Genomic DNA, 18,734 nt, shown 5'->3' with positions numbered 1-18,734 from the left:
TAACAAGAAGTCATATGTCGTAGTCATGTCGTAAAAATAATCCCCATTGTGAATGCAATGGGGATTGTTTATAGCTATTTAAACAAATGTTGTTTTATTTTAATATCATCATTAAGTAGCGGTATATTATTATTTATTGCATATTTCAAAAGTTCAGCAATTTGCTCAGGCTGATAAAGCGCTCGGACACTGCGTTTTTCTCTTAAATCAGAGATAATACTTTCTAAACTTTTTCCTTCTTTATTCCCAAATTGTTCTGCTTTCATCATATCCATTAAAGCAATAAATTCCCCTGTTCTTCCTAATCCAGCAAGGCAATGAACCGCTATATTTTCTTTTGTTGGGTTTATTTTTAATTTATCGCCAATAACATTAATTGTATTTTTTAATTTTGTCGCATCTATTCCTGTATGATCAGCCCAATCATAAATATGGACAAAGTTTATTATTCTCTTTTCATTACTGTTTTCTTTAGTCACTAAATTAGTATATGTTTTGCAATTTAAATATCTTTTATTTCCTGAAAATTCATTTTCTCCATTTTTATTTTCTACAACTTTAACTATTCCATTTTTATCTTTTATTTTAAACTTACTGAAATCCCACTTTTCAATGGGGCGAGAATTTATATTATCTAAATCCAAATCTTCTCTAAAATATTTAAAACCTTCTTTTTCAAAATCACTTTTATTATATTCACCACCCAGTTTTGAGAGATCTTTTTTGATATCATCATTCGATGCTAAAACATAAACTGTATCTATATTGTTATTAAATAACATATTGAAATAATGATTTAAACTCTCTTTACTATTCAAAGGATATTGGGATGCAATAGTTATATTAGAAGAATTATAAGAACTAACATTATTCGCTGGCAATGATACATCGCCTGATTTTATTAAAGTATCTGTACGATACGTTAATTCCTGACTATATCTAGAATTTTCAACCGATTGATAATCAGCGGAACTATATTTTAAACCATTTAAGTTATTAAATAACTGTTCAGCTTTTTCATTATACTTATCTTTACCAGTGCATTTTTTAACCGAAACTAAAAAATTATCTCTCACATTACGCAAATTTACTTCTTTATTAGATTGAGTGAAATTAAAATTTGATATATCTGCATTATTAATTTGTCGTCTAGAACGTAATCTATTATCTACTATTCGTGTTTTAGGTGACAAGTCAGTAGGAAGACTATAAGTCGTATTTGATAATTTATATATTGATGAACCTGCTGGTGGTTTAGGAAACAGTATTGGCTTAATTTCATTATGGCTATTTTTAATACTTATTATATTGTCCCGAGTACTATTTTTTACCTCTCCACTTGATCCTAATGAATTTGTAATAGGTACACTTATTGAATTAACTGGTGATAATATCATATCTATGCCCTTAAATATAAAACTGTATTATCTTATTAGAGAACGATTTGATATATAAAAAAAACACCTTTATAAAAGTTATAAAAAACAAATTAAAATACCGATACAGTTTAATCACATATCGGCATTTAAGTTAAAAAGGTAAAATCACTATCTAATTTATAAAGTTAGCTTACATCGTAGAGAATGTATTCATTATTATCCCGCCAGAGATAATTAATGCCATTGAAAATATAGCGGGTAAGTCTGGTTTTTGTTTATATAGAATCATGGCAACTAAAGTCACACCCACAATACCAAACCCACACCATAGTGAATACGCTACACCAACAGGAATATATCCCATTGCACGCGTTAAAGCGAAATAACAAATACAGTAAGCAGCAATCACTAAAACAGAAGGAGCTAATTTACTAAAGCCATTGGTCTTTTTGATCATCGACGTGCCGGTGATTTCAGAACCGATAGACAGCGCCAGCCATAAGAATCCGGTAAACATAATTGTTATCCTTATTTATTTTAATAAAACTCTTATTTATCAAAGATAAGTCTTATTAAAAATTAGATTTATTAAGAAATAGATTTATTTATTAACTGGCGATGCTGCCTGTTTAATATTAGGAGTTTCAGTTGTCTCTTCTTCTGATCCCATTTTGGAGAAGAGATTCATAATCACAATACCACTGGCAATCACTGCCATACCTATTATTGCCGCAGTATCAGGATGTTGACCATAAAATAACATACCTAAAGAAGAAACTACTAAAATACCAGTACCAGACCACGTCGCATAAGCTAAACCAACTGGAATATTTTTTACTGCACGCGATAACGAGTAATAACAAATAACATAAAGAACAACAATTAAGCCTAATAATAATGTTTTAGTTGTACCTTCACTATTATCAAACATTTTTAAGGTAGAGGTTGCTGAGGTTTCTGAAATAATAACCGCCAGCATCCAAAGCCATGATTTAGCTTTTGGTGACATAATAAGACTCCTGAGTTATCAGATATAATTTAAGATTAATTTTTCAAACTTTTTAAATATTCAATAGCAGAATCCGTCAATTTATCTTTCGATAAATGATATTCTCCAGGTTTATTCATTACTTCATTTAAAGTAATATAGCGATTATTATTCTCTTGTTTAATTTCAGGTTTATATTCAGGTTTAGCTTGATGGTTAATATCATGGTTTATTAAATTAGCTTCAACATCATTTATAGGATGAAAAATAATACCCATTGATTTTAATCGACTAATATTTTCCTGAATAAGCAGGTTGTACTCTTTATTTTTATTTAAACCTAAAATCTCATTTAATTCACTTTCTGGTTGGCAAAAATAAGGTAATGCGATAACAGGAATATTTTGAGCGAGTGCAGAATGAATTAACTTCCCTTCTTCACTGATAAATAGCCCATTAATAATTTCACCCACCAGCTTTTTATCAAAATAAGGAACAAACAGTGCGTGATAAGTCGATAACTGCTGGCAATCGAACTCACTCGCGTTATGCATTTCTCCTAGATGACGCCATTTCGACAAATCATGACTGACTTGTGCCTGTGTTGTAACAAAAAGAGAAAATCGGATATGAGAAAACGTGTTGATACGCTGACAGATTTCATCTTGGTATCCCGGTGCAGGTGTAAGCGCTAACAACACTGACTTTTTCATTCTTTTTTCTATTTCAGCGACTATCCTTTCAATTAACTGATTGTCCATTACGTCACCTCATTGCCTTAGCTGACAATAAATACGCTATCGTTGTTACGAAGTCCTGCTGCATTCGCCTCATCAGTATCTATATGAAATTCCAAAGAAAATTTCTCACTGACTCGAACAACGACCTCATCAAAAATCAGGCTACGCTCGCCTTCTGTTTTGACATGCACTTTTTGACCATTAGTGACATTTAACATTCTGGCGTCAATTTCACTCATATGAATATGGCGTTGAGCACAAATCACTTGCTCTTTTAATTCAACATGACCCGCAGGTCCCATTAAAACAGCATTGCCAGAACCGGCTAAATCACCCGATTCACGTACTGGCGCTTTTACACCTAATGCAAAACAGTCAGCTTTTGAAATTTCTAATTGGCTTTGGGGACGAACTGGCCCTAAAACACGAACTTTACTGATCGAGCCTTTAGATCCCACAACAATGACACACTCTTTTGCTGCAAACTGACCCGGTTGTTTAAGATCTTTAAACGGGGTGAGTTGATAACCTTTGCCAAATAAGACTTCAACATCTTGCTGTGAAAGATGCACATGACGATTAGAAATACCAACAGGGATAGCCATTCCTTGCGTCTCTCCCAACATTACGCCATGTGCGGGTAAGCGAGAGAGAATTTTTCCCATGAGTTGTTGATTAATCATTATTTTTTACCTTTGCGGCTTTCTGGTTTGATCTCTTTTTTACTGCTTTGAGCTTTATCTGTAGCGGCCTTAGTTTCAGAGGCAATCTTTTGAACCTGTAAATCTGCAACTGCTTTTGTAGCTTCAGGGTTTTCAACTTCGTTTTTAACAGGGGCTTCAACTCTTGTTTCAGCTATTTTTTCAGCAATTGTTTCAACGACTGTTTCAAGAGCAGTCTCTTGCGTTATTTCAGCAACGGCGGGCGCTTTTTTCTTACTTTTTACTGTCAGTAATTTAGTAATAACACTTAGCTCTGGTCTTGCGATCACCAATGATCCGATAACCAACTCTTTTTGGCTCACGACATCAACACCATGATCAATCGCTGTTTTAACAGCACTGATCTCACCTTGAAAACAGACTGATACCAACCCAGAACCCACTTTTCGGTACCCGATAATTTCCACGTTTGCTGCTTTACAAGCGGCATCAGCTGCCTGAATGGCTGCAGTCAACCCTCGTGTTTCAATCACACCTAAACTGTTCATCTTTCTCTCCTACTTAGTGGCGGACAAGACGGATATCGAAATCAAATTTCTTAAAGAAGGCTTCTAAGCTGTCAAGCTCTTCAGGCGTATAACTTGGATCAGTTTTCATTGGGTAAATCATTTCCAATTTTTCGTATTTATTACGTCCAAATTGGTGATAAGGAAGAATATCGATGCGCTGAAGATTACCGCGTTTTGAAAGTTCCATTGCGTAGTTAATCGCGCCAGTGATCGCATCATAAGAGTCGTTATAACCTCGCACTAAAGGCATACGGACAACCACATTTGCACCAAGATCCATTAAACGCTCTAGATTACGGCGGACATTCTCATTACCAATGCCAAACAACGCTTTATGCTGAGTGGTATCAATGTGTTTGATATCAATAAGAAATTGATCAACAACTTCCGCTAATTTTTCATAATTCGCCACATTAGTGGTTGCTTGTGTTTCCACGGCGGTATTGATCATCATCTTTTTACATTCTCGTAAAAGTGCAACCGCAAAATCAGTTTGTAAACTCATTTCACCGCCACCGATTGTGACACCACCTCCTGAAGAGATGTAAAAGTCATAATCTTGCATGATGATTTTCATTAACTCAGAAACAGAAACATCTTTTCCCATAATATCAAGCGCATCAGAGATACACACTTCTTCACATTTGCGACAACCAATACAATCAACAGCGCGATCAACACGATGAACTTGTTTACCACTTTCATTGGTTGTCATGTAATGCACACCCGCCGGACAAACATCAACGCATTTACCGCAATCTACACATTTGTCGCGAGAGTACATCACTTGAAATTCACTGCTAAGACCTTCTGGATTTGAACACCAAGGGCAGCGGATATTACAGCCTTTTAAAAAAACGAGAGTACGAATACCATCACCGTCATAAATAGAGTATTTCTGGATATTAAATATCCGACCTCTTGTTTCTGCCGCCGTCTCCATCTTTACGCCTCCAAATCTGCATCAAACATCCCTGTTCGATAAATTTAAATCTTGTCTTGTCGATTAAAAGGGATAGCCTGTGCCATCCCTATGGCTATGATTAGAATTTCTCAATCACAGTACGACTGATAATTTCATCCTGAACTTCTTTACATAATTCAACGAAGTAAGCACTGTAACCTGCAACGCGAACAATCAAATCGCGGTATTTTTCAGGCTCTAATTGCGCTTTTTTCAGTACTTCATTATCAACATAGCTAAATTGCATCTGGCCGTTACCCAGAATTGAAGCCGTTCTTAATAAGGTAATTAAACCTTGGCGTCCTTCATTAGTATCTAACAAACCTTTCAGGAATTTGAAGTTATGAACCATACCGATATTCATAGTTTCAACATTCATCTTACTGATTGATTTGATGATTGCTGTTGGACCATGTTTATCTGCGCCTTGTGTTGGGCTGATACCATCTGACAATGGTTTCCATGCAAAACGACCATTTGGAGTCGCTGCGGTTAACTCACCAATTGGTGTATTGTTAGAGATAGATAATGTGCCGTGGCTCAGAGTGGAATAGAGCATTTTGTATTTACGGCATTCACGCTCAGTCCATTCCGTAATATCTAACGCATATTGGTCAACAACATCGTCGTCATTACCAAATTTCGGTGCATTTAAGCAGTCACGTAATAACTCATCATGACCTTCAAAGTTAGCTAATAGCGCATCACGGATTTGCTCTAAGGTGTATTTCTTATCTTCATAAACAAGTTTGCGAATAGCCGCCATTGAGTCCACATAAGTCGCTAAACCTGAGAAAATCAGACCTGGGCCATGGTTAACCATCGCACCACCCGCAGTGACGTCTTTACCTTGTTCCATACAGCCTTCAACCAGCAGAGACATTAATGGTTTCGGTGCAACATCGCGGTGAACACGTTGGCTGATCACCGTACCGATTGCCGATAAACGAACGATATGTGCCACTTGCTCTTTTACAGCGCGGTCGAAATCTTCATAAGTACGCAGGTCGCGTAAATCGCCTGTATCTAAACCTTGATAGCTATCAAACAGCACCATACGACCACGGTTTAATACAAATTCAATTGCGATAGGCCATTGGGTATAACCTGTTGATGTCCACTGATAAATACGACCTGATTTTTGTGGCTCAACACAACCCATCAAGCAGTAGTCTCGAGCATCTTCAAAGTCGAAGCCTTTACGCAGCATCATCTTGATATGAGAATCATCGAAGTGACAGGCTGGGAAACCCATACCCGCTTTTACTACATCAACGATTTTTTCCATATATTGCTGTGGTGATTGGTTATGAATACGACATGCGAGTGATGGTTGATACACTTTCACAAAGCGCACAGCATCCATAATCAAATAAGTTAAATCGTTACATGCATCGCCACCAGAGCGTTTTTGTCCACCGATGGTTAAGTTGATAAATGGCTGATAACCTGCGAAATATTTCGCACCTAACTCACTCGACATCCACATTAATTCAGCACATTTGATGATAAAGGCTTGCATCATTTCCAGTGCTTGTTCACGCGTTAAACGGCCTGATTTGATATCGTTTTCATACATTGGGAAGCAGTATTGGTCTAAACGACCTAAAGAAAGACCTGTTTGGTTTTCTTCTACTTCAAACAATGACTCAACTGTCCAAATACTTTGCAATGCTTCTTGTAGCGTTTTTGGTGGGTTAGCGGGTACATTTTCGTTGACTTGAGCAATCGTCAGTAACTCTTCACGACGTTGTGGATCACGCTCTTTTGATGCTAATTCACGCGCATGTTCTGCAATGCGATGTGCGTAAGCAATGACACCTTCACAACTTTCAATAGATGCTTTGTAGAAGTAGATACGGTCGATATCAGCAGGGTTTTCCATGCTTAATTCAGCCAGTTTGGCTTGCGCATCGGCTTTAATACCGTTCATACCTTTAGTGAAAAGCAGTACGTCATAACCAGGACAAGTATCGCCACCACCATTAATTTGGTGATAAGAAAGGTCACTGACAAAGGTTTCACCACTAAATTCCCACACACCCGCTTCACGATATTGTGCTTCGCAGATCTCATCTAAAGAACGACCTTCCCAGAATGGAACAATCTCTTCGCGAATAACTTTTTTGTCTTCTTCTGAAATTTGGAATGGATCTTGTGGACGTGTACTCATGGTATCGAGTTCATCACGAACCCATCGCCATGCGATATCAGGAGAGAAAGCACCAGCACGCGCTTTTCCACAAGGATGTCCCACAATCAGCTCTTCATCTTGAATTAAGATAGGTGCGGTTTCACATGCGCGACGGAAAGCTTTAGCGCGCAGTAAAATTGGTGGTAAACCCGGGTTATTACGAACAATTTCAGTAAATGCTAATGCTCTATAAATAGAGACACTTGGGCGTGCTTCTAAATAGCGATTACGTAAGCGTTGTAAGCGAGGCGTTAAACCTTCCATTACTTTGAATTCGCCCGCATCAGCACTTGGTGCTGCAACAAAATTTGCAGAAGGTGCAGCGTATTGAGGTTGTGAATTCACACGGCCATTATATAAACGCACTTGCAGTGAGCTGTGTAAGGTTGACAGATTAGCGCGAGCTGATAACAGCATCTCTGACAGTTCGTTGATGCTGACTCGTGGATCGTTAATATCCACACCCTGTGTCATTGCATCAAACATTGGGTAACCATCAACTTCTTTGGTTGCGCGCACTTCTGAAAGCTCAGCTAATTTCAGCCATACGCTTTCAACAATTTCATAGGCTTGTGCTTGCGTTAAGCGACCTTGGTCAATATCACGTTGATAGAATGGATATAACGCTTTATCAAATCCCATTGGGTTGATTGCGTAACTACCATTTTCCAGATGTAAAACTAATTGCAGTAAATAGAATACTTGAACCGCTTCTTTAAAGGTTTCTGCTGGTTTTGCAGGGACTTTACGTAATACAGCCGCACTATCTAATAATTCAGCTTTACGGTATGGGTTACCTTCCATTGCTGCTAAATTCTCTGCTTTTGCAGACAGAATTTGTGCGAAATACAGTGCTGCATCACATGCATAAATAGCTGATTTACAGTAATTAGCTTCGTCCATACTGCTACGATTTACGGCACTACCAATACTTCTAATTCTGTCTTCAAGCTGTGCTTTAATTGCTAAGAAACCTTGGTTTACCACCAGCATATAATCAGGTGATGCAACGCTATTATTAATACTTAAGAAACGGTAGATAGAATCACTACGCACTTCTTCTTCAGTGTGAAAAATCGCACCGCGTGGTGTTGATGACTGGCTGCCGATAATCAGTTCATCTTGTGCAATATAGCTTGGAAAATGGCGGATAAACTCATAAAAACGCTGTGCAGGTTTAATCGCTTGAGGAACACCTGCAATGCTGTTGTCTAATGAATCAAAAATTGTCGCACGCTCTGTACTGATTGAGCTATTACGTGAAACTAAACGTTCTGCCAGCATTTTTACGCGTGGCGTCAAAGAATATTTGGCCATGTGAGGCTCTCCTGATGTTCTTTACTTGACCTAATCGGTATTAATTCGGTTGAGCATTAACTGTGTGATACACCGGCAAATGCCTGACGATACAATGTTTCTAATTGGTGTGTGTTCACGTCACGCGGATTTGTCGGCGTACAGCTATCTCGTAAAGCCTGTCCGACCATTTCCATTAAACGGGCATAAAAGTCCGCTTCACTGACACCGGTATCGCGAATACTCTTCGGCATACCCATTTCATCTTTCAATACATTAATGGCGACGATTAAACTGGTTACCCCTTCTCTTACGGTGCTAGCCGGAAGCCCTAAGCTTTGAGCAAGATAGGCGTAACGTTTTGCTGCTTCACTATTACAATCACCATGAAGATTGGCGTTAAAGGCGACAACATGTGTCATCAATAACGCATTTGCACGACCGTGAGGAACGTGGAATACACCGCCTAATGCGTGGGCAAGACTGTGAGTAATACCCAGCGAAGCGTTAGTAAATGCCATACCTGCAATACAAGATGCGTTATGCATTTTTTCGCGAGCCCTTAAGTTGTCACCTTGATGGTGGCAATCAATAAGATGACCAAAGACTAACTTGACGGCTTTCTCTGCCATCGCATCAGAGAAATCAGATGCAGCTTTAGAAACATAAGCTTCTAGCGCATGACAAAGGACATCCATACCTGTATCAGCGGTAATGGCAGGTGGTACAGATTTCACCAACTCAGGATCGAGAATGGCGACATCAGGCAACATAAACTCATCAACCAAGACCAGTTTTTCACTGCGTGATTTGATCACTGAAAAAGAGGTCACTTCAGAGCCCGTGCCACTTGTGGTTGGGATCGCAATAAATTGTGGTTTTGTTCTGTTGCTCTCTTTACGGGTATGCCAGAGGGAGTACATAACGGCTTTCGCGGCATCGATAACAGACCCACCACCGAGTGCGATAACCAAGTCTGGATAGTTGGCATCCATCATTTTCATACCACTAACAATGGCTGAAATATCAGGATCAGATGCCACATCATCATAGACTTGAAACTCGATACCTCGTTGCATTAACTTATCAGTGACTTTATTTGCAAAGCCAAACTTCACCATTGCTTTATCTGTCACCACAAATGCGCGGCGGGCAGTTAACCCAGAGAGAAAATCCAGTGCATTGGCGCCAAACTGAATTTTGGGTTTTATCAGAAACTCACTCATGTCGTTATTACTCCTTACTGTCCCGATAAACCTTCTCAACAATGGCAACCACTGACATCGCCTTGTAACGATCTTTGTTCAGTGCAAAGTATTCTTCAGCCAACACAACATCGTTGATACCTGCACCTACACTGTCCACTGCAACATACGTTTTGTTTTTCAGTGGCTTAAGCTCATCATCTAAGGTGGCTATCATTAATAAATTGCTACCTTTAAGTTCTGGGCTTTTTTGTGTCGCTACTACGTGTCCGATTACCTTTGCGAGGATCATGGTTTATATCGCCTTATATCAATGAGTTATTTACTCAGACGTCCGAGAACTTCCTTGATAATGCGTTCCACGTTTTCTTCGGTAATATCACCTTGTTCAATCACTTGCTGCGCACAAGCACTGACTGTCGTTGCATAAGGAGATGCACCAAAGCGATCATCACCTTGAGTTTGACGTTGTGCAGTGGCACATTCAGCATGAACAGGGGTTAAAGAAGGTGAACGAAAACGGTCATCATCAAGAATGCTGGTCTGGTGATTTGCGCTAGAAACAGCACAAGCAGAAACAGCAACTTGAGCAGCTTCTTGTGCTAAAGGACAAGGTTGTTTCAACTCTTCAACGGTACGCACGCCATAACCTACTTTACGAATATTCAGTAGATTCATTGGACCAACGTTGTCAGAGCTAGAACCGCCACCAACAGCACCGCAACCTAAAGTAAGTGCAGGAGTAATATTGGTTGTTGCTCCGATACCGCCTAATGCCGCAGGGGTATTAATCAGAATACGGTTAACGGGTTTTTCTAAAGAGAACTGACGAATAACATCTTCATTTTTGGTATGAATAACTAAGGTATGACCTAAACCTTCGTTAGTCAGTAATTGCACCACACGATCGCACGCTGATTTCCAATCTTCTTCGATATACATTCCTAAGATTGGGCATAGTTTTTCGCGTGAATACGGATTTTTTGGTGAAACAGTATCTTGTAATGCGATTAATACACGCGTATTTGCGGGTACGCTAAAGCCCGCACGTTGGCTTAAATAAATCGCATCTTTACCCACAACGGCTGGGTTAATCGTACCGTTAGCACGCAGTAACATTGAAGCCACTTTTGTTGCTTCTTCGTCATTCATAAAGTAAGCACCTTGCGCTAATAACTCGCGGTGAACTTCGTTATAAATGCAACGTTCTACGATAATGGATTGCTCTGATGCGCAGATAACTCCGTTATCGAATGTTTTACTGGTGATGATATCGCTCACTGCTTTTTTGATATCCGCACTACGTTCGATAAATGCAGGACCATTACCTGGGCCGCCACTGATGGTTGGCGTACCAGATGCATAAGCTGCACGCACCATACCTTCACCACCAGTCGCTAAAATCAATGACACATCTTTGCTGTGCATTAATTCTTTTGTCGCTTCCAGAGTCAGTAATGTCACACCATCAACAATACCTGCTGGCGCACCAGCTTCTAGCGCCGCTTTTTTAACAATTTCTAACGCACGGAAACTACACTGTTTTGCATTTGGATGCGGAGAGAAAATAATCGCATTACCCGCTTTCAGTGCAATTAGGGTTTTATAGATAATGGTTGATGTTGGATTAGTTGAAGGGACTAACGCCGTGATAACACCTAAAGGCACGCCAACATCCATGACTTTTTTCACTTTATCGTCATTGATAATGCCAACGGTCTTCATGTCTTTCATATGTTCATACACACGCAATGACGCGAAGGTATTCTTCAGCACTTTGTCTTCCCACTTACCAAAGCCTGTTTCTTCGTTCGCCATTTTCGCCAACTCTTCTGCATGACGAGCGGCTTCAAATGCAATGTGTTTTACAATACTGTCGATTTTTTCCTGCGAAAACTTAGCATAAACAAGTTGTGCATTTTTCGCGTTACGAACTAGCTCACGAGCCAGTTGTCTGGATTGCAAATCTTTATCTAATGCAACCATGTCTTCCCCCATACAGGAGTTAAAAAATTTAGCTGAATAACTTATTTCTTTGCTTTACAGCACGCCTGAGTAATCAGGCTTTGTGCTGTTGTGCGATTTTCTCGATATCGTTATGCGGTCTTGCAATAACACGAGAAGTCACGACGGTGCCGATACGTTTCGCCGCTTCAACACCTGACTCAACCGCTGCATTGACTGCACCGACATCGCCTTTCACCATCGCTGTCACTAAACCTGAACCGACGTTTTCATAACCAATCAGTTCAACATTGGCTGCTTTACACATTGCATCAGCAGCTTCAATGCAAGCGACAAGACCTTTGGTTTCAACTAGACCTAGTGCTTCTTTCATATTTATTTCCTTCGTTATTCAGTCACTTTGTACTGGGCAACGATTTTTTGAATATCGTTATGTGGACGAGCGATGACTAATGAAGTCACAACCGTACCAACACGTTGAGCAGCTTCTAAGCCAGATTCCACAGCGGCTTTAACGGCACCTACATCACCTTTCACCATTGCAGTTACTAAACCTGAACCCACATTTTCGTAGCCGATTAACTCAACATTTGCCGCTTTACACATCGCGTCAGCTGCTTCAATACAAGCAACCAGCCCTTGAGTTTCAATAAGTCCTAATGCATCACCCATACGTTCTCCTAAGGCAGAAACTATGCCTTGTGTTTGATAACAATCTTGTTGATGTCATTGTGAGGACGAGCAATCACGAGCGATGTAACAACTTCACCCACGCGTTGTGCTGACTCCACACCTGAATCCACTGCAGCTTTCACTGCGCCTACGTCGCCTTTCACCATCGCAGTCACGAGACCTGAACCCACATTTTCATAGCCAATAAGTTCAACGTTCGCGGCTTTACACATAGCGTCAGCGGCTTCAATACATGCCACCAGACCTTTGGTTTCGATCAGACCTAATGCATCACCCATTTTCATTTCCTCCGAGAAGCCGTTTAACGGTTTACGTTTGCCCATTGTGTCTGCGTGGTGATTTTTTAAACGCAGACGTTGGTTTCAAAATCACTATAACGCGCAAAAAAGAAAACAAAATATAAATCCATGATATGAACACATATAGAATTTAACTCTGCTATTTAGCGTTATTTATGCCTCTATTTATATTTTCATACTGTTAATTTCATTTTTTCATCGTTATAAAATTATTGAACCTCATAAAAAATAGATTAAAAAACAGGCAAATTAACTTTGTTAGAAGGATGTTGAAAAGGTGCAAAAAGCCGGTACATATCGACGGGAAAGATGTGCGGAATATCACTGATATTTGAACGTGAGATCAATAATTGAAAAAGGCTAAATAGAGTCTATATACAAATCGTGCTATTTTTTTGTTGATAACGTATTTATCAAAATTAAACCTTTACTACGGTGTATAAAAAATAAAGATGGGTACTCTTTACTATAAATGTCATGTAGACAATCGGTTCAAATTAAGGAATAAGCAAAAGAGCTAAAATCAGGAATGTGTGAGAAAAGAAGATTAATTAAGGGGATGGGATATATTGAGTTTTAGACAAACAAAAAGGCGGCTATGTACAAGCCACCTTTGCAAAAATGAGACCAAATAATCAGGGCAATTAATCGAATTTACTACCCGGTTTTAAGGTACAAATATAGAGGGGTGAATTGAGCGAACTTAAAAGTAATGTTTTCTCATTTAGCTTCTGTGCATTAATAAATAACCCATCATGACTGTCTGACATTTCACGCATAAAATAGTCAAAAATCACATCAGGTGATTCATCAATTGATGATGCACTAGCATCCCATTGGCTAACAAAATAGTGACGTTCAGTCGGTGAAACACGCTTAGTTGTATAATCAAATTTCACATAGCGTTGTAAATACAACCACCCTGCTTTTGAGGTGGTATACCCTTCAACAACAATCGATCCTTTACCATTGGCACCAAATGAAAAATGAATATTACCATTTACATTTTCATCTTCCATATTTTCAAAACGCATAATGCCTTTGGTTGAGCAAACCATGACACCTTCATTTTTAATGGTTAATAATCTTGTTGCTGCATAAGTGGCGACCAAGATAAAAATCAGGGCCGATAAAAAACATAAAAGTTTCCCTGAGATTTTCATTAGTATTTCCAAGAATAGTAAAAGTAATTATCGCAATAACTAAATGGGTTATCTTCGTTCTTTGCACAATGTGCTAAAAATACCCGCCCTAATCCATTTGTTTGTAATTTATCACCATAAAAGAAAACAAATCGCTCGCCTTTTACACACTGTAAATTAAGCTTCTTTCTTACCGCATCAAAATTGCGAACATAATTATCACTTACTGCAGAATTAATCATGGCTTCATTAGAAAGTAATTCACAATCATTGTGTGTTAATGGTGTTAGTGAAATTGGCTTTGATTGATGTTGGTTAAAAAAGATGATCACCGCAAGAAATATTGTACCTAATAAAAAACCAATGCTGGCTAAATACCAGCAAATTTCAGGTTTCTGTGTTTTTTGGGGCGCTTCTTCTTGCGTAGACTCTAAAGGTATTTGAGTTTGCGTTAAAGATAAAGGTGTCGTTGTTTCAACAGCTATTTGATTTTCATCTTTAACTAAAATAGGTGCTTCTTCATTCGTTTGAGTTGAAGGTAATAGCGTTGAATCATCAATGAGTTCAACTGAAATATCCGGATTAAATTCTAATCGCCCTTTTGCAATAGTAACAATAATGTTTTCAATGCCATAATGACGAAATGTTTTTCGTAATAAACTCAAATATTGGTTTAAATTACTGTTTGATGAAACTAATCCGTTATCATCCCAAACCCGTTTTAATACTTCATCACGATTAACAACTCCAGGGTGCTGAATAAAATAAAAGAGTAACGCATTTGCGGTAATAGAAAGATGTGTATCAACACTCTCTTTTTCTAACGATATCGCGCCATCCGTTGCGTCGTAATAAATTAAGGCATTTATTTTGTATTTCATTGTGCCCTCATTCATCCTGATTAAAATTACTGATTTGCTGTGTTTGCCATATAGTCAAATGTCATTTCAGATAATCGTCTAACTAATGCACTACGCTCTTCTTGTGAAATCGTAGGGCCTTCTGTTAATTCAGATAACCAAAGACCATCGGCAGCATAACGAATTAAAGTCCCTAAATAACTATTATCTAATTTATCGCCTTTGGCTAAATGTTCTAACATCCAATCTCGCCAGCATTTGCGCATAATAGGTTCATTTGGCATGGCTAAAGACAATATGGCTAATTGGCGACTTTCGTCTGACTGTTTTAAATCAGAAATATAAGTTAAATATGCGCGAGAAAAACGCCCCGCTTCAATAGGATCATTTTCCATAATAACGGCAATACGGCTATCCATAATACCTAATAAACGCTTAAAGACCGCGTGCACCAACTCTAGTTTTCCGGGGAAATGATGAAGTAATCCACCTTTACTTACCCCTGCTTCTTTTGCTACGGCATTTAAAGAGAGAGAGGCTATTCCTTCATTAGCCACAATAATGCTTGCCGCTTCCAATAATTGTTCTTGAACTCGGATTGGGTCTTTTTTTCGGTGATGCGCAGTTGTATTCATGACAAGGATAATACCGACCAGTCGGTATGTTCCTTATTGATCGAAATCAATCCCTTTTAGACTCAAGTCGATTAATTATAAATATTGTAGTTCACTTCACACTCCCTTATTTATTTAACTATATTATTTTTGAAAATATAAAATAAAAATATAAATATTGATTTCATCTTTATATTTATAAATTTGAGATAATAACAATTTGACTATTATCAACAAACAATAAACCATTAAAAATATTTACTTATTACTTGTCAATTTTACCCATTATTTTACTATTTAACCAAAGGAATACCTTTAGCCAAAGCATAAGCAGCAAGTTCAATAAGGATCTCAGGACTATTAAGCACGTGAGGGCTTCTATCAGCTTTTAATTGATGAATAATATCCTCTAATGATTGGTTATTTTCCCCACTATTATTTATAGTATCCATTATCTCCTTTATAACAAAGAACTCACTTGTTCTATTCATTCCATCAGTTCCATGAATAAGGAAGTTATAGTTGTCTGTCTCTAACTTTTCTTTTTCTATAAACTTAATCGTGTTTTCTAAGATAAAAGGATCCATTAATGTTCCAGCTCTCCAATTATTTATATGAACAAATTTAATATACTTTTCTTTATCTCGATCGCTTACATTATTAGTATATAATTCAAAATTTATAATAGGATAATTATCATACATCTCACTTTGTTTTTTTTCATAACTATTTCCTATTACAGCCACATCATTATTATTCATAAAATAATCAAAATACTTAAAATATTTAAATTTACCCCCATCAAGCATAAAAGAATTATTATTAACATTGTTTCTTTCAATTGATTTTATATCATTATAATTAAAAATCTCATTTTTATCAGATAAAATATAGACAACATCAATATTTTCATTTAACAACATTTTTAGATATTGATTTAATTTCGTATGTAATGGATATTCAGATAAAATAGCCTTATTCTCTGAAGGCGTTAATATTTCATTAGCTGGAAAAATTTGAGATGAATTTTTAATTAGTGTATTTTGACAAAATTGACTGTGCTTATTCCTTTGATTATCTACTTGGGTATATTTATCTTTAGGATAAACATAATTATTTAGATTATTAAGCAACTTATTACTTTGCTTACCAATTTCTTTAAGCGTTATATTTTCCAATTTAGATAAAACACTATTATTTATACCATTTAAATTCATTTTCCTCAGTTTTTTTTGATAGAAATTGAGTTTATCTGCCACATTCTTTATAAAATAAGGTAATTTCATTCCATTCAGAGATGTATAGTAACTGTCTTGATTTTCTATAACATTTCCTCCATTCTCAAATAACATATAATCTTTCTTATTTACTTCTCTTTTTTTACCATTCCCTAGCTCTGTATTTTCCTTTAAATCACTACAATTATATTGATCATCAACATTGCATTCATAAAAGATATTATCCATATCAACTCTATTATTAATATTTATTTTTCCTTTAATTTCCTTTAACTCTCTAGCAAACAGAATTTCATATTCAGGTTTAAAAGATTTATATTCAACAGAAGTATTTTTTATATCTAAAAGATATTCACCAGAAGGATGAGAATATCCACAATCACAATTTATTTCAGATACTTTTGGTAAAACTTTATTTTCGCCAATAGGTTCTAGCATGATTATTCCTTATTTTAAATAAATCCATTTCACATTCCATAGAAATAAAAAATCTTACCAAGCTTGGTAAGATTTTCATAAGAATAAAATATAAAGTGTTTTTTTATTTAAATACTGGCCATTAATGCCTGCTCTAAATCTGCAAAAATATCGTCAATATGTTCAATACCAATAGATAAACGAATTAAATCACGTGAAACGCCTGCACGTTCTAATTCTTCATCATTTAATTGGCGATGAGTGGTTGATGCTGGATGACATGCTAATGATTTTGCATCACCGATATTCACAAGGCGAACAATGAGTTGCAATGCATCAATAAATTTCGCCCCAGACTCTGCCCCCCCTTTGATCCCAAAAGAGAGAATACCCGCAGGTTTACCTGACATATAACGTACCGCTAAATCATGTTCAGGATGATGAGTTAAGCCCGCATATTTAACCCACGCAACTTGGGGATGATTTTGCAAATATTCTGCTACTTTTTGTGCATTTTCAGTATGTCGATCCATGCGTAGCGCCAACGTTTCTAACCCTTGTAGAATTAAAAAAGCATTAAATGGCGATAGTGCCGCCCCCGTTCCACGCAAAGGAGCAACACGACATCTTGCTATATAAGCAGCTGCACCAAAATGCTCAACATAATTTACCCCGTGATAAGAAATATCGGGTGTATTTAATATTTCAAAGCGATCTTTATGTTCAGCCCACGGAAATTTACCAGAATCCACAACAATACCGCCAATCGAATTACCGTGACCACCAATATATTTGGTTAACGAATGAATAATAATATCCGCACCATGTTCAAAAGGACGGCACAAATAAGGTGTTGCAACCGTATTATCAACAATTAAAGGCACACCGTGACGATGAGCAGCATCTGCTAATGCTTTAATATCAACAATATTCCCACTTGGGTTTGTTATTGTTTCGCAAAATACCGCTTTGGTATTTTCATCAATTAGCGCTTCAAGTGCAGCAATATCATCATGAGGAGCAAAACGCGCTTCAATACCAATTCGTGGAAATGTATGCGCCATTAAATTATATGTGCCGCCATAAAGCTTCGCGACAGAAACAATATTGTCACCCACTTGGGCAATAGTTTGAATAGCGTAAGTAATTGCCGCCATACCTGATGCCACAGCAACAGACGCAATTCCGCCTTCTAATGCCGCAACCCTTTTTTCTAATACGTCATTGGTTGGGTTCATTATTCGGGTATAAATATTTCCAGGCACTTTTAAGTCAAAAAGATCAGCACCATGTTGCGTATCATCAAACGCATAAGAAGTCGTTTGATAAATAGGCACAGCAACAGCTTTTGTGGTTGGATCAGGTGAATAACCGGCGTGAATAGAAAGTGTCTCAAGTTTCATAGCAATCCCTTTTTATTGCATTTGTTCTTATCGTATTACTTAGATACTAAATCGAAGTAGGATCTTTTAGTCTATAACTAATATAGATAAGCTGATATTCCACCTA

General features: G+C 37.5%; 19 protein-coding genes. All 19 read right to left on the bottom strand.

Annotation, left to right across the window (positions count from 1 at the left end; all coding sequences use genetic code 11):
- Window positions 1–74: 74 nt before the first annotated feature.
- The gene (locus ACNART_RS16610) at window positions 75–1,397 is read right to left on the bottom strand and encodes a protein-tyrosine phosphatase family protein (RefSeq protein WP_416303643.1); all 1,323 of its coding nucleotides are present in this window, start codon (window positions 1,395–1,397) and stop codon (window positions 75–77) included.
- A 172-nt stretch (window positions 1,398–1,569) separates the two neighbouring features.
- The gene (locus ACNART_RS16605) at window positions 1,570–1,896 is read right to left on the bottom strand and encodes a DMT family transporter (protein ID WP_004245856.1); all 327 of its coding nucleotides are present in this window, start codon (window positions 1,894–1,896) and stop codon (window positions 1,570–1,572) included.
- An 84-nt stretch (window positions 1,897–1,980) separates the two neighbouring features.
- Entirely contained in the window at window positions 1,981–2,388 is a 408-nt protein-coding gene (locus ACNART_RS16600; protein ID WP_416303642.1) for a DMT family transporter, read from the bottom strand.
- 35 nt (window positions 2,389–2,423) lie between these two features.
- Window positions 2,424–3,128: a hypothetical protein gene (locus ACNART_RS16595; protein WP_198620592.1), complete on the bottom strand. Its 705-nt coding sequence runs from the start codon at window positions 3,126–3,128 to the stop codon at window positions 2,424–2,426.
- Between the two features lie 17 nt (window positions 3,129–3,145).
- The gene (locus ACNART_RS16590; protein WP_198626484.1) at window positions 3,146–3,790 is read right to left on the bottom strand and encodes a phosphate propanoyltransferase; all 645 of its coding nucleotides are present in this window, start codon (window positions 3,788–3,790) and stop codon (window positions 3,146–3,148) included.
- A complete protein-coding gene (locus ACNART_RS16585) occupies window positions 3,790–4,317 on the bottom strand; it encodes a BMC domain-containing protein (RefSeq protein ID WP_198626485.1) in 528 nt (175 codons plus the stop codon). Before ACNART_RS16585 ends, ACNART_RS16590 begins: the two co-directional genes overlap by 1 nt.
- Before the next feature lie 13 nt (window positions 4,318–4,330).
- On the bottom strand, window positions 4,331–5,281 hold the full coding sequence (gene cutD / locus ACNART_RS16580; RefSeq protein ID WP_198620595.1) for a choline TMA-lyase-activating enzyme: 951 nt from the start codon (window positions 5,279–5,281) through the stop codon (window positions 4,331–4,333).
- A 100-nt stretch (window positions 5,282–5,381) separates the two neighbouring features.
- Window positions 5,382–8,813 carry a choline trimethylamine-lyase gene (gene cutC, locus ACNART_RS16575; RefSeq protein WP_198620596.1) on the bottom strand — a complete coding sequence of 1,144 codons (3,432 nt, stop codon included), beginning with the start codon at window positions 8,811–8,813 and terminating at the stop codon, window positions 5,382–5,384.
- 56 nt (window positions 8,814–8,869) lie between these two features.
- Window positions 8,870–10,018, bottom strand: a complete 1,149-nt coding sequence (locus tag ACNART_RS16570) for a 1-propanol dehydrogenase PduQ (protein WP_368927882.1) — start codon at window positions 10,016–10,018, stop codon at window positions 8,870–8,872.
- 7 nt (window positions 10,019–10,025) lie between these two features.
- Window positions 10,026–10,289: a EutN/CcmL family microcompartment protein gene (locus tag ACNART_RS16565; protein WP_064721253.1), complete on the bottom strand. Its 264-nt coding sequence runs from the start codon at window positions 10,287–10,289 to the stop codon at window positions 10,026–10,028.
- Between the two features lie 26 nt (window positions 10,290–10,315).
- Entirely contained in the window at window positions 10,316–11,983 is a 1,668-nt protein-coding gene (locus tag ACNART_RS16560) for an acetaldehyde dehydrogenase (acetylating) (protein WP_196532949.1), read from the bottom strand.
- Between the two features lie 73 nt (window positions 11,984–12,056).
- On the bottom strand, window positions 12,057–12,335 hold the full coding sequence (locus ACNART_RS16555) for a BMC domain-containing protein (protein ID WP_006536328.1): 279 nt from the start codon (window positions 12,333–12,335) through the stop codon (window positions 12,057–12,059).
- Between the two features lie 14 nt (window positions 12,336–12,349).
- The gene (locus tag ACNART_RS16550) at window positions 12,350–12,634 is read right to left on the bottom strand and encodes a BMC domain-containing protein (protein ID WP_006536329.1); all 285 of its coding nucleotides are present in this window, start codon (window positions 12,632–12,634) and stop codon (window positions 12,350–12,352) included.
- Window positions 12,635–12,654: 20 nt separating this feature from the next.
- Window positions 12,655–12,933, bottom strand: a complete 279-nt coding sequence (locus ACNART_RS16545; protein WP_004249182.1) for a BMC domain-containing protein — start codon at window positions 12,931–12,933, stop codon at window positions 12,655–12,657.
- 665 nt (window positions 12,934–13,598) lie between these two features.
- Window positions 13,599–14,117: a FidL-like protein gene (locus tag ACNART_RS16540; protein ID WP_006536331.1), complete on the bottom strand. Its 519-nt coding sequence runs from the start codon at window positions 14,115–14,117 to the stop codon at window positions 13,599–13,601.
- The gene (locus tag ACNART_RS16535) at window positions 14,117–14,977 is read right to left on the bottom strand and encodes a transcriptional regulator (protein ID WP_368927881.1); all 861 of its coding nucleotides are present in this window, start codon (window positions 14,975–14,977) and stop codon (window positions 14,117–14,119) included. The genes ACNART_RS16540 and ACNART_RS16535 overlap by 1 nt, the downstream gene beginning before the upstream one ends.
- Window positions 14,978–15,003: 26 nt before the next feature.
- On the bottom strand, window positions 15,004–15,591 hold the full coding sequence (locus ACNART_RS16530; RefSeq protein ID WP_368927880.1) for a TetR/AcrR family transcriptional regulator: 588 nt from the start codon (window positions 15,589–15,591) through the stop codon (window positions 15,004–15,006).
- A gap of 272 nt (window positions 15,592–15,863) precedes the next feature.
- Window positions 15,864–17,246 (bottom strand): protein-tyrosine phosphatase family protein, encoded by a 1,383-nt coding sequence (locus ACNART_RS16525; protein WP_198632588.1) that lies wholly within the window; start codon window positions 17,244–17,246, stop codon window positions 15,864–15,866.
- A gap of 107 nt (window positions 17,247–17,353) precedes the next feature.
- Window positions 17,354–18,628, bottom strand: a complete 1,275-nt coding sequence (locus ACNART_RS16520) for a bifunctional O-acetylhomoserine aminocarboxypropyltransferase/cysteine synthase (protein ID WP_368927879.1) — start codon at window positions 18,626–18,628, stop codon at window positions 17,354–17,356.
- Window positions 18,629–18,734 lie beyond the last annotated feature (106 nt).

Source organism: Proteus sp. LHD240705 (assembly GCF_047921555.1).
In the GTDB taxonomy this organism is placed as follows: Bacteria; Pseudomonadota; Gammaproteobacteria; order Enterobacterales; family Enterobacteriaceae; genus Proteus.
Note: the sequence above shows the minus strand (reverse complement) of the source record. Positions and strands in the feature narration are given on the sequence as shown.

Bases quoted from the DNA above. Each gene is read 5' to 3' on its own strand.
- ACNART_RS16610 (WP_416303643.1), bottom strand. From the start codon at position 1,397: ATGATATTATCACCAGTTAATTCAATAAGTGTACCTATTACAAATTCA.
- ACNART_RS16605 (WP_004245856.1), bottom strand. From the start codon at position 1,896: ATGTTTACCGGATTCTTATGGCTGGCGCTGTCTATCGGTTCTGAAATC.
- ACNART_RS16600 (WP_416303642.1), bottom strand. From the start codon at position 2,388: ATGTCACCAAAAGCTAAATCATGGCTTTGGATGCTGGCGGTTATTATT.
- ACNART_RS16595 (WP_198620592.1), bottom strand. From the start codon at position 3,128: ATGGACAATCAGTTAATTGAAAGGATAGTCGCTGAAATAGAAAAAAGA.
- ACNART_RS16590 (WP_198626484.1), bottom strand. From the start codon at position 3,790: ATGATTAATCAACAACTCATGGGAAAAATTCTCTCTCGCTTACCCGCA.
- ACNART_RS16585 (WP_198626485.1), bottom strand. From the start codon at position 4,317: ATGAACAGTTTAGGTGTGATTGAAACACGAGGGTTGACTGCAGCCATT.
- cutD (WP_198620595.1), bottom strand. From the start codon at position 5,281: ATGGAGACGGCGGCAGAAACAAGAGGTCGGATATTTAATATCCAGAAA.
- cutC (WP_198620596.1), bottom strand. From the start codon at position 8,813: ATGGCCAAATATTCTTTGACGCCACGCGTAAAAATGCTGGCAGAACGT.
- ACNART_RS16570 (WP_368927882.1), bottom strand. From the start codon at position 10,018: ATGAGTGAGTTTCTGATAAAACCCAAAATTCAGTTTGGCGCCAATGCA.
- ACNART_RS16565 (WP_064721253.1), bottom strand. From the start codon at position 10,289: ATGATCCTCGCAAAGGTAATCGGACACGTAGTAGCGACACAAAAAAGC.
- ACNART_RS16560 (WP_196532949.1), bottom strand. From the start codon at position 11,983: ATGGTTGCATTAGATAAAGATTTGCAATCCAGACAACTGGCTCGTGAG.
- ACNART_RS16555 (WP_006536328.1), bottom strand. From the start codon at position 12,335: ATGAAAGAAGCACTAGGTCTAGTTGAAACCAAAGGTCTTGTCGCTTGC.
- ACNART_RS16550 (WP_006536329.1), bottom strand. From the start codon at position 12,634: ATGGGTGATGCATTAGGACTTATTGAAACTCAAGGGCTGGTTGCTTGT.
- ACNART_RS16545 (WP_004249182.1), bottom strand. From the start codon at position 12,933: ATGGGTGATGCATTAGGTCTGATCGAAACCAAAGGTCTGGTGGCATGT.
- ACNART_RS16540 (WP_006536331.1), bottom strand. From the start codon at position 14,117: ATGAAAATCTCAGGGAAACTTTTATGTTTTTTATCGGCCCTGATTTTT.
- ACNART_RS16535 (WP_368927881.1), bottom strand. From the start codon at position 14,977: ATGAAATACAAAATAAATGCCTTAATTTATTACGACGCAACGGATGGC.
- ACNART_RS16530 (WP_368927880.1), bottom strand. From the start codon at position 15,591: ATGAATACAACTGCGCATCACCGAAAAAAAGACCCAATCCGAGTTCAA.
- ACNART_RS16525 (WP_198632588.1), bottom strand. From the start codon at position 17,246: ATGCTAGAACCTATTGGCGAAAATAAAGTTTTACCAAAAGTATCTGAA.
- ACNART_RS16520 (WP_368927879.1), bottom strand. From the start codon at position 18,628: ATGAAACTTGAGACACTTTCTATTCACGCCGGTTATTCACCTGATCCA.